General features: G+C 68.8%; 11 protein-coding genes. 2 read left to right on the top strand and 9 right to left on the bottom strand.

Translation table 11 applies throughout. The annotated features are described in order from the left end of the window. Positions 1–3: 3 nt before the first annotated feature. From QLH51_RS00995 to QLH51_RS00985, 3 genes are read right to left on the bottom strand one after another with little or no spacing between them, the layout of a single operon-like run. Positions 4–876 (bottom strand): M48 family metallopeptidase, encoded by an 873-nt coding sequence (locus tag QLH51_RS00995; RefSeq protein WP_206428807.1) that lies wholly within the window; start codon positions 874–876, stop codon positions 4–6. Further along, positions 873–1,307 carry a YcgN family cysteine cluster protein gene (locus QLH51_RS00990; RefSeq protein WP_206428808.1) on the bottom strand — a complete coding sequence of 145 codons (435 nt, stop codon included), beginning with the start codon at positions 1,305–1,307 and terminating at the stop codon, positions 873–875. The genes QLH51_RS00995 and QLH51_RS00990 overlap by 4 nt, the downstream gene beginning before the upstream one ends. Further along, entirely contained in the window at positions 1,304–1,915 is a 612-nt protein-coding gene (locus QLH51_RS00985; RefSeq protein ID WP_125654720.1) for an SCO family protein, read from the bottom strand. The genes QLH51_RS00990 and QLH51_RS00985 overlap by 4 nt, the downstream gene beginning before the upstream one ends. A 55-nt stretch (positions 1,916–1,970) precedes the next feature. Here QLH51_RS00985 and QLH51_RS00980 point away from each other — a divergent pair, with 55 nt between their 5' ends. Further along, on the top strand, positions 1,971–2,564 hold the full coding sequence (locus tag QLH51_RS00980; RefSeq protein ID WP_125654722.1) for an ankyrin repeat domain-containing protein: 594 nt from the start codon (positions 1,971–1,973) through the stop codon (positions 2,562–2,564). Positions 2,565–2,619: 55 nt separating this feature from the next. Here the strand turns inward: QLH51_RS00980 and QLH51_RS00975 are convergent, their stop codons facing one another. The 4 genes from QLH51_RS00975 to ssb all read right to left on the bottom strand — a co-directional run bounded on the left by QLH51_RS00975 (position 2,620) and on the right by ssb (position 5,961). After that, positions 2,620–3,165: a hypothetical protein gene (locus tag QLH51_RS00975; RefSeq protein ID WP_125654724.1), complete on the bottom strand. Its 546-nt coding sequence runs from the start codon at positions 3,163–3,165 to the stop codon at positions 2,620–2,622. 1 nt (position 3,166) lies between these two features. Continuing rightward, positions 3,167–3,841, bottom strand: coding sequence for a hypothetical protein (locus tag QLH51_RS00970; RefSeq protein ID WP_125654726.1), 675 nt, complete (start codon positions 3,839–3,841; stop codon positions 3,167–3,169). Beyond that, positions 3,838–5,217, bottom strand: coding sequence for a hypothetical protein (locus tag QLH51_RS00965; RefSeq protein WP_125654728.1), 1,380 nt, complete (start codon positions 5,215–5,217; stop codon positions 3,838–3,840). The genes QLH51_RS00970 and QLH51_RS00965 overlap by 4 nt, the downstream gene beginning before the upstream one ends. A 204-nt stretch (positions 5,218–5,421) precedes the next feature. Then, on the bottom strand, positions 5,422–5,961 hold the full coding sequence (gene ssb, locus QLH51_RS00960; RefSeq protein WP_125654730.1) for a single-stranded DNA-binding protein: 540 nt from the start codon (positions 5,959–5,961) through the stop codon (positions 5,422–5,424). 100 nt (positions 5,962–6,061) lie between these two features. Here ssb and QLH51_RS00955 point away from each other — a divergent pair, with 100 nt between their 5' ends. Next, on the top strand, positions 6,062–6,238 hold the full coding sequence (locus tag QLH51_RS00955) for a DUF4169 family protein (RefSeq protein ID WP_125655060.1): 177 nt from the start codon (positions 6,062–6,064) through the stop codon (positions 6,236–6,238). A gap of 124 nt (positions 6,239–6,362) precedes the next feature. On the opposite strand, the gene feoB is transcribed toward QLH51_RS00955, so the two are convergent. Both feoB and QLH51_RS00945 read right to left on the bottom strand, forming a co-directional pair. After that, positions 6,363–8,216: a ferrous iron transporter B gene (gene feoB / locus QLH51_RS00950; protein WP_125654732.1), complete on the bottom strand. Its 1,854-nt coding sequence runs from the start codon at positions 8,214–8,216 to the stop codon at positions 6,363–6,365. A gap of 14 nt (positions 8,217–8,230) precedes the next feature. Continuing rightward, positions 8,231–8,488 (bottom strand): FeoA family protein, encoded by a 258-nt coding sequence (locus tag QLH51_RS00945; protein WP_125654734.1) that lies wholly within the window; start codon positions 8,486–8,488, stop codon positions 8,231–8,233. Positions 8,489–8,529: the final 41 nt, after the last annotated feature.

The raw sequence follows: 8,529 nt of genomic DNA, 5'->3' as shown, positions 1-8,529 counted from the left end.
CCGTTACCCGGACGAGGATGCCCGCCCGTACCAGTGAAGCGCCGCCCCCTCGGCGCGCAGCCAGCGGCGCGCGGCGTCGGGATCGCCTTCGAACAGGTCGGCAACCAGCGCGTGGAAGGTGGGGCCGTGGTGCATGTGCACGCGGTGCGCGACCTCGTGCGCGACAGTCGCGCGGCGGACGAAGCCGGGGGCAAGCAGCAGCCGCCAGCTGTAGCGGATCGTGCCGTCGCCGCTGCAACTGCCCCAGCGTGCCTTGGGATCGCCGATCGCGACCTTGGCCACGGTGACGCCGGCCTTCGCGGCATAGTGGGCGGTGTCCTCGGCCAGTACGCGCAGCGCCTCGCGCCTGAGCCAGCGTTCGATGCGGGCGGGGAACTGGTCGGCCGGACCGCCGCAGGTGAGGAGGTCTTCGGCGCCTCCCCCCGCCCCGTTACCCCGGCGCAGGCCGGGGTCTCCTGCGGCGAGGAGCGCCTCTTCGTCACCGGAAGACCCCAGCCTGCGCCGGGGTGACGTCGGGGTTGTTGCCGGCATCGAAGGATTCGCATCGTCCCGTGACCATGGACCCCGGCCTTCGCCGAGGTGATGGGTTGGTCGAGGCGACGTCAGGGCCACCGTCCGCGACGCCGCCTCTACCCACGCCAGCCGCACCGCGCGGTCCGCCACCGGCACCACCGCGCCGTCCACGAACGGCCGCCCCTGCGGCAGCTTCGCGCGCTGCGCCGCGATCCACCCGGCCTTTTCGCCGGCCCACGCCACCGCCTTGGCCAGCGCCATCCGCTTCGGCACGGTCAGCCGCACGCGTCCGGTGGCGGGGTCGACCGACAGCCGCGCGACCCGTGCGCGCGGATGACGAACGACCTCGACCCCGTCGATCACAGCGTCCGGTCGGTCAGGTGATGTTCGAGGTCGCCGACATCGTTCTCCGACACGGTCCAGCCGCGCGTCGACTGGCCGGCGGCATGCACGCTCTCCCGGTCGCCGCTGTTCAGATAATGCCAGTCGGGCAGCGGCTTGCCTTCGTTCCGCAAGCGGTAGGCGCAGGTCGAGGGCAGCCATTCGATGTCGCCGACATTGCGCGCGTTCAGCCGGACGCATTCGGGGACATAGGCATGGCGGTGGCGATAATCGCTGCACTGGCCCATACGCCGGTCGAGCAGCTTGCACGCGACGTTGGTTGCATGAATCTCGCCGGTATCCTCGTCCTCCAGCTTGTGCAGGCAGCATTTGCCGCATCCGTCGCACAGCGCCTCCCACTGTGCGCGGTCGAGCGCGGCCAGCGGCAGGTCTTCCCAGAAGCGTCCGGTCACCGGACCCACTTCGCCAGTTCGGCGGCGACCGCCGGCCCGCCTTCGTCCTGCGGCAACAGTGCGACCGGGCGGCCCTGCGGGTCCATCAGGATCGCGGTGCGGCTGTGGTCCATCAGATATTCGGTGGCACCCGGCGACTGCTGCTTCGCATAGGTGACACCGTAGGCGCGGGCGGCGTCGGCGATCGCCTGCGCACTACCGGTCAGCCCGACCATGCGCGGGTGGAAGGCCGACACGAACTTGCCGACCACCGCCGGCGTGTCGCGCTCGGGATCGACCGTGACGAACACCGGCACGACCTTCGCGCCCCGTTCGGGCGACTCGTCCTCGAACGCCTTCACCCCCGCCGCGATGTTCTGAACATCGACCGGACAGACATCGGGGCAATAGGTATAGCCGAAATACATGATGCGCCATTTGCCGGCGAAATCGGTGTCGCGCACGACCCGGCCCTGCCCGTCGGTCAGCACGAACGGTCCGCCGATCCGCGCGCCGGCCAGCGGTGGCGGCGCGGCGGGTGCGTCGGCCGGTCCGCCACATGCGGCAAGGGCCAGCGCGAGCGCCGGGGCAAGGATACGGGAGATGCTGTTCATGGCGTTGCCAGCCATGATCTGATAGGCGACGGCTTGCAAGTCGCGTAACGTCCCAGTGGAGCCCGTTCCCATGCCCGCCATCCGCCTCCTCCTCGCCGCCGCGCTGATGCTGCCCGCCGCCGCGCAGGCCCAGCAGATGTCGCCGGGATACACCTTCCTGAAGGCGATCCGCGACGAGGACGGGAACAAGGTCAACGACATCCTCGGCCAGCCGGGCCAGACGATCATCAATACCAAGGACCGCTCGACCGGCGAGAGCGCGCTGCACATCGTCGCCAAGAACGGCAACCTGACCTATCTCCGCTTCCTGCTGGCCAAAGGCGCGAACCCCAACATCCAGGACAATCGCGGCAACACCCCCGCATTGCTCGCGGTCGAATCGGGGTCGGTCGAGGCGATCCGCGCGCTGACCGGACGCAAGGCGAACCTGAACCTCGGCAACAGCAGCGGCGAGACTCCGCTGATCCGCGCGGTGCAGCTGCGCAACCTCGACATGGTCCGCGAACTGGTCGCCGCCGGTGCCAACCCCGACCAGGCCGACGTGATCGCCGGCCTGTCGGCGCGCGACTATGCCAGGCGCGACACGCGCACGCCGGTGCTGCTCAAGGCACTGGACGACGCGCCCGCCAAGCCCAAGGCACCCGTCGCCGGCCCGCGGCTGTAGCGCCGGACCCCGCGCACCGGGACGGCGGCACGTGGGGTCGCGTACGGGCGCGCGATTACCGATCCTCGTCGAGGACGCCGTCGGCCAGCACCTCCTGCGCCGCCTGCCGTATCTCCGCCGACACTTCGTACAGCGGTCGCAACGTCACCTCCTCCCGGTCGAGGCGGACGACCATATCGCCATGGTCGGGCGCGTGCAGCCACAATGCCGTGAACTCGACCTGCGGCAGGTCGAGGATGCGCGCCTGCCAGTCGATCGCGGCGTTGGCGGCGGCTTCGGCCTGAAGCGACGCGAGGGCGAGGACTTCGGCCGGAATGCCTCGTACGGCCATGATCGCGACCGGATCGTCGTCGTCGCGGACGTCGACCTGCGTCATGGTCCCGGCTTCATCGGCCAGCAAGCGCCAGCCGGTCCGGATCAACCCCGGCAGATGGTCGCCATCGGCGCGCACCAGTTTCTCGACCAACGCGCCGTAGACCGGAAGGGCCTGGTACAGCGTCGCCTCCTCCTCTGCGAAATCGGGAGACGACGGCAGCGACAACAGCTGTGCCGCGGCGATGGCGAGGACGGATTCGGGAGCGGGTTCGAGGGTGATCGCCATGTCAGTTCACCGCATAAGCATAGTCGTTGTGGCCCCGTACCGCGCCCAACGGGTAGGACGCCGTAAAGACGTCGAACGGCATGTAGCGCGGTACCGCCTGACGATGGCCCGTAACCCGGCGAGGGTCCTGCACGATGACATGACGCGTCCCGTCCGCGTCGATCCACCACCCGGTCAGACAGACGAAGTGCGCGACCGAACCGGCGCGGATGCGACAGACGATCGCCTTGTGACGGTCGACCTGCCGGACAATCGATTCGAAGGAAACGGCCCCCTTCGTGGCGAGCGATCCGGCGAACAATCCGCGTTCAGACAGGACGATGCGTGCGGCGTGTGCGCCGTCGCATCCGACGGTGCAGCCCTGATCGTCGCACGTGCGGCCGGTGCCGTGGAACACACCGGGCGCCGTACAGGTGGCGCCGGGATGATGCCGTCCGATATGCGTGCCGGCGATCGCCGTTTGGGACACGGCGGCATCGGGTCGCCGGTTGCCGGCTGCATAGTTGACCGCCTGCACCACCGCAGCCCAGCACCAGTTGGTCCGCTCCTGCAGCATCAGTACGAAGGCGAAGTCGTCGCCGCGGGGTTCCTGCTGCGCGATCCCCTTCGTCGCGGCCAGCGCGGCGCGGGTCGGCAAGCGGGTACCCGCCCCCAGAAAGGCAGCCACGCGGGTCATCGATCGGCTCCCGTATCCGCGGGGAGGGTCGCATCCAGCAACGGCGAGCAATCGGCCCGCCCGCGACCGCGGGTTCCGCCCACCCGTCCCCCCTGCACGTCGCGCAGATTGGTCAGCGCCGTGCGACAGGTCAGTACGCCGCCGCCCCTGAACTGTCCGCTGGCCGGATCGGTCAGCACGTAGCTGACGACCAGCCCGCCGGTGATGCCGACCGCCGGTGCTCCCAGCGCGGTCCACAGGTTCGCCCGCTTGAGCAGGGTGCCGCCGCCCTTTTCGACATGCACCCGCAGGACGTGGGGATTGTCCGCCAGCAGCGTCTCGACCTGAATTGCGCGGGCTAACGGGATGCGGCCATTGTCGTCCGGCTTCGTCTGTTTCGCCTCGAACGCGTCGACGGCGGCGATCGCAGCTTCGAGCGTCTTGCGCTTCGTTGCGGCGTCCGCTTTCCTCCCTCCGAACCGGCTCAGACAGGTCTTTGCGTGGTCGCGCGAGGCGAGCAGTTCACCCCAGCGTCCGGCAAGCGCGCTGTCGTGGTTCGGCGCGATCAACGCCGTGGGCAGGATCACCGGCACGTTGGACCGGGCGAGTCGGCGAGCCACCGTGGCGATCAGCATTCCGTCGGGAATCGTTGCTTCGATGCCGCTGATGTCGGTGTCGGTCTTCAAAAGGCCCAAGACCGCGCCTGCCACGGCGGGGGGTAAGAACCCGCCCGTTTCGCCATCCGTTCCTGAAGCGGTTTTGCAGGTCGCGGGCAGTGCCTTCGTCAGCGCACCTTCGGCGAACGCGATCTGACTTTCGAGGTTGGCCGCGGTATCGAGCACGAGCGGATCGTCGGCCGACAGCAACAGGATCGGATTGCGGCCCGTTACCCCGTCGGCATCCCGCACCCGCGTCCCGCCGGTCGCCGATCGATCCACCGTGCGGCCGGACAGGGCAGACACGTCACCGAGACTACCGGGATCGGACACGCGCGGGGCGGGCCGGCCATTCGCCGGATCGGTCGCCGTCCGCGTGGCGGGGCTCGCACCCCGTGACGGCGGCGGCGCGGGAGCAGCCGATGCGACATCCCGTGCGATCCACGCCGCGGCGGTGTCGAGCGTCGCCGTCGACAGCATCCAGGTTTCGATGGCACCCGCATTGGCGCCGAGCGTCGTTTTCCCCTCCGGACGGGGCAGTCCCAGCGCATCGACCCTCGCCCTCACCCGCGCCGTTTCCGCGGTGGCTACCGACGCCGCGGCGGTATCGCGCGCCGCCCGTGCCGTCAGCAACGCCGTCTCACGCTCGAGGCGTGCGACTTCTGGGTCCTTGGGAATGTCCTGTGCAGCGGCCGCACTCGCCATGGCGGCGGCGAGCAGCGTAACGACCGGCTTCTTCATGGTACCTCGCATCATGTCGGGAACCCGGTACGGGTTCCTCGGGATGGGTACGCAACTCGACGATGGGTCGAGCGGAAGTTGAACCAAATGCCGGTCGTTGGGAAGTCGGTAACCGCGTCGTATCCGAATGGGATCGAATTCCCGGAAACGGATCGCGAAACGGAGGTATCGGGCCGCGGCGCACGACGCGCCGCGGCCGTTCGATCAGAACGGGACGTCGTCGTCGAGATCCTCGCCGAAGCCGCCACCGAAATTGCCGCCGCCCTTGTTCCCGCCCGAATTGAAGCCGCCACCACGCGCCGCGCCGCCACCGCCCTGGCCACCGCCAAAATCGTCGCCGCCGCCGAAGTCGCTACCGCCGCGGGCACCGCCACCGCCACCCTGCCCGCCGCCGGGACCGTCGAGCATCGTCAGCACGCTGTTGAAGCCCTGCAGCACGATTTCGGTGCTGTACTTGTCTTGGCCCTGCTGGTCCTGCCACTTCCGCGTCTGGAGCTGGCCTTCGATGTAGACCTTCGAACCCTTGCGCAGGAACCGCTCGGCGACGTTCGCTAGGCCTTCGTTGAAGATCGCGACCGAATGCCATTCGGTCTTTTCCTTCTTCTCGCCGGTGTTGCGATCCTTCCACGATTCGGACGTGGCGATACGCAGGTTCACGACCTTGCCGCCATTCTGGAACGACCGCGATTCCGGGTCGCGGCCCAGATTGCCCACGAGGATAACTTTATTGACGCTGCCGGCCATGGCGCAGTTCTCCGAGAAAGATACAGCCCGGCTTCCTAAGCGACCGAGCGGCGGGACGCCAGAGGTTGCCGGATGGCCGATGCAGGTTCATCGTACCGCGATGGGCGACGTCATCAACCTCAACCGCTTCCGCAAGGCCCGCGACAAGGCTGCGCGCACGCAGGAGGCCGACGCCAACCGCCGCAGGTTCGGGCGGACGAAGGCGGAAAAGGCGGTGGACGACAGCGAGGAGGCGCGGCGCCAGGCGTTGCTCGACGGGGCAAAGCGGGAGGAGTAGGGCGCAGCGTGTTCGTCATTCCCGCGAAGGCGGGAATCCATTGCCGCCGACGGCCCTGATAGAGGCGCGATCGCTGCGTGTATGGACTCCCGCCTTCGCGAGAGTGACGATATGGACGAAGCGCCTACCCCAGCCCGAAGGCGACCGCGGTCCAGTATGTCGCACCCGCCGCGATATAGGCCAACGCGAAGAGATAGCCGATCATCACCAGCGGCCATTTCCAGCCATTGGTCTCGCGCCTGGCGACCGCGATCGTCGACAGGCACTGCGGCGCGAACACGAACCATGCGAGGAAGGCGAGCGCGGTGGCGAGGCTCCAGCGCCCGGCCAGCCGCCCGCCCAGTTCTTGCGCGCCCTGTTCCTCGTCCGCCGCGTCGATCGCATAGACGGTCTGGAGCGCCGACACCGCGACCTCGCGCGCGGCCATCGCCGGGATCACCGCCAGCGACATTTCGTGATTGAAGCCGATCGGCTTGAGTACGACCTCCAGCCCCGACGCGATGCGTCCGGCGATCGAATATTCCGACTGCTTCACGCCGGCCGGCGCCACCGGGTAGGAGGTCAGCAGCCAAAGGGCGACCGTCACCTGCAGGATGATCGTGCCGGCGCGGCGCAGAAAGACATAGGCGCGTTGCCACAGCCCGATCGCGATGTCGCGGATCGAGGGCAGCTGGTAGCGCGGCATCTCCATCAGGAACCCGCCGCCCACACCCTTGGTCGCGGTCCGGCGCAGCACGAACGCGGCCAGCACCGCACCGAAAATGCCGGTCAGGTACAGCACCAGCAGCACCAGCCCTTGCAGGCCGATCCCCGGCAGCACCTGTCGCGCCGGGATGAACGCGCCGATGATGACGGCATAGACCGGCAGCCGCGCCGAACAGGTCATCAGCGGCGCGATCAGGATCGTGGTCAGCCGCTCCTTGGGATCGTCGATCGACCGGGTCGCCATGATGCCGGGAATGGCGCAGGCGAAGGACGACAGCAGCGGGATGAACGCGCGTCCAGACAGGCCGACGCCGCTCATCAACCGGTCCATCAGAAACGCGGCGCGTACCATGTATCCCGATGCCTCGAGCAGCAGGATGAACACGAACAGGATCAGGATCTGCGGCAGGAACACCACCACCGATCCGACGCCGTTGATGACGCCCTGGACCAGCAGGTCGCGCAGGAACCCGCCGGGCAGGGTCGCGACCGCCGTATCGGCCAGCCAGCCCTGCGCCCCCTCGATCCAGCCGATCGGCGCTTCCGACCAGCTGAACACCGCCTGGAACATCACGAACAGGATGGCGAGCAGCAGGATCGGGCCGACCACCGGGTGCAGCGCCACGCGGTCGAGCCCGCGGGTGACCGCGCGCATCCGCGGCTGTTCGATCGTGGCGGCGCGCGAAATCCGCCGCGCCTCGCGCTGGAAATGGCGGATGTCGGACTCGACCGAATCGACCGGCGCCGTGCGCGGCGCGGCGGCGAGGATGCCGGCCAGTGCCGCGCGCAGTTCGTCCAGTCCGCGCTTGCGCACCGCGACCGTCGCGACGACGGGAATGCCCAGTTCGGCGGACAGCACGGCGAGGTCGATCGTCAACCCGTCGCGCGTCGCCATGTCGATCATGTTGAGCGCCAGCACCATCGGCCGCCCGAGCGATTTGAGCTGGAGGACGAAGCGCAGATGGTTGTCGAGATTGGTCGCGTCGGCGACGACGATCATCGCGTCGGGCACCCGCTCGCCGCTCTGCCGCCCCAGCACCACGTCGCGGGTGACCGCCTCGTCGGGGCTGGACGGATCGAGGCTGTAGGTGCCGGGCAGGTCGACCAGCTCGACCGGCCGGCCGTCGTCGAGCGCGAGGCGGCCCGAATGGCGCTCCACGGTGACGCCGGGATAATTGCCGACCTTCTGCCGCGCGCCGGTCAGCGCGTTGAACAGCGCGGTCTTGCCGGCATTGGGATTGCCGACCAGCGCAACCAGAGGTGCGGGGTTCACGTGAAGGTCAGCCGTCAGCCCGCCAGCGGGGCGACGCGGATCGCGCCCGCGACATGCGCCCGGAGCGCCACCGTCATCCGCCCGATCCGGCAGGCGAGCGGCCCGCCGCCCAGCATCGCGCGGTGCAGCAATTCGATATCGACGCCCTCATCCAGTCCGAACTCGCGCAGCCGGCGCGCTTCGGACGGCGACATACGGTCCCATTCGACCGACGCGACCGTCGCCCGGCAGGTGCGGGGCAACTGGGAAAGGTGCAGGTTGGGCGAAAGCATTGCGACTGATTAGCAATAAGCCCGGGACATGGGAAGCGGTT

It is taken from the genome of Sphingomonas sp. 2R-10, assembly GCF_030062225.1.
In the GTDB taxonomy this organism is placed as follows: Bacteria; Pseudomonadota; Alphaproteobacteria; order Sphingomonadales; family Sphingomonadaceae; genus Sphingomonas.
Note: the sequence above shows the minus strand (reverse complement) of the source record. Positions and strands in the feature narration are given on the sequence as shown.

Coding starts and splice junctions, on each gene's coding strand:
- QLH51_RS00985 (WP_125654720.1), bottom strand. CDS start 1,915: ATGGCTGGCAACGCCATGAACAGCATCTCCCGTATCCTTGCCCCGGCG.
- QLH51_RS00980 (WP_125654722.1), top strand. CDS start 1,971: ATGCCCGCCATCCGCCTCCTCCTCGCCGCCGCGCTGATGCTGCCCGCC.
- QLH51_RS00975 (WP_125654724.1), bottom strand. CDS start 3,165: ATGGCGATCACCCTCGAACCCGCTCCCGAATCCGTCCTCGCCATCGCC.
- QLH51_RS00970 (WP_125654726.1), bottom strand. CDS start 3,841: ATGACCCGCGTGGCTGCCTTTCTGGGGGCGGGTACCCGCTTGCCGACC.
- QLH51_RS00965 (WP_125654728.1), bottom strand. CDS start 5,217: ATGAAGAAGCCGGTCGTTACGCTGCTCGCCGCCGCCATGGCGAGTGCG.
- ssb (WP_125654730.1), bottom strand. CDS start 5,961: ATGGCCGGCAGCGTCAATAAAGTTATCCTCGTGGGCAATCTGGGCCGC.
- QLH51_RS00955 (WP_125655060.1), top strand. CDS start 6,062: ATGGGCGACGTCATCAACCTCAACCGCTTCCGCAAGGCCCGCGACAAG.
- QLH51_RS00945 (WP_125654734.1), bottom strand. CDS start 8,488: ATGCTTTCGCCCAACCTGCACCTTTCCCAGTTGCCCCGCACCTGCCGG.